Origin of the sequence: Actinomyces sp. HMSC065F12, assembly GCF_001814535.1 — a bacterium.
Classification (GTDB): Bacteria; Actinomycetota; Actinomycetes; order Actinomycetales; family Actinomycetaceae; genus Pauljensenia; species Pauljensenia radingae_A.
This window is the reverse complement of record NZ_KV816941.1, coordinates 1-986: the sequence shown is the minus strand read 5'-3', so window position 1 is coordinate 986 and position 986 is coordinate 1. Positions and strand designations below refer to the sequence as shown.

The following is a 986-nucleotide window of genomic DNA, read 5'->3' as shown; positions in this document are numbered from 1 at the left end:
CTCGCGGTCGGCACATTCACCAGCGACAAGGAGCAGTGATGGGTTATATCGAGGTCCAGACTCCACCCGGCAGGGCGCACCGCACCGCGTGGCGAGGATGCGAACAGTCCTGGGAGACACCGAACGTCGCACCGCCGGGCTACATGCGGATCACAAAAGCCGACCTCACCGACGGTATCGACCACCCGGTCACCATCACAAAAACCACACCAAAAAAGAAGGACAGGAAATGAAACCCATCAGACCCCGGGACTTTCAGGAATTCTACAAGCAGATAGAAGACCTCGGCCCGGCCATCTCGTGCCTGCGCAAAGCCCGGAACATCAGGCCAATCAACGACACAGAAACCTACCAAGCCCTGCGCACCTTCAACATCATGTGTGAGCACGCAGACCTAACGTACGGATTCCTCATGGGTCATATCACTGGAATGGCGCTGTGCGACCTCGACCTATACACCGCCATAAACCCCGACCACAATTTCTGTAGCCAGGAGGACGACAAGGAGGCTGACCAGTGAGGAGCGAAGCGGAGAAAACCTGCTACTGCAAAACCTGCGACAAATACTTTCACCCTCTAGGAATCATGGGGCACCGCAAGTCGCACAGAACACGGCGTGAGGACGTGACCATTGAGTTCACTTACGGCAACGTGCGCACATGGAGATATTCAGAACTACCGCCACACGCTACACGCGAACAAGCAAAGGAGGCCGAAAAGTGAACTACCGGATCGACCTCGTGCTACAGAAAATGGCGACCGTCGAAGCAGCCGTCAAAAACCTACGCGAAGCACTCGACGAATACGCGCTCCTCATGCCCATACCCGCCCACAAGTGGCCCAACGACCCAACTAAGACCTACTTGGTGGAAGCCACGCAATACGGCCACCCCGTGCACGACATCATGCAATGGGACGAAGAAAAAGAACGCCTATGCTCAACAATCACGCTCACCGAACTCGACCCGCACTCAGAACACGACTAC

General features: G+C 56.0%; 3 protein-coding genes. All 3 read left to right on the top strand.

The genetic code is table 11. From position 1 onward, the window contains the following. Positions 1–233 (top strand): hypothetical protein (locus HMPREF2975_RS01000; RefSeq protein WP_227469078.1); only part of this gene is annotated, 233 nt, incomplete at its 5' end. Next, positions 230–520: a hypothetical protein gene (locus tag HMPREF2975_RS00995; protein WP_070725209.1), complete on the top strand. Its 291-nt coding sequence runs from the start codon at positions 230–232 to the stop codon at positions 518–520. The genes HMPREF2975_RS01000 and HMPREF2975_RS00995, both read left to right, overlap by 4 nt. 199 nt (positions 521–719) lie before the next feature. Beyond that, a partial coding sequence (locus HMPREF2975_RS00990) for a hypothetical protein (protein ID WP_141757232.1) occupies positions 720–986 on the top strand: 267 nt, incomplete at its 3' end.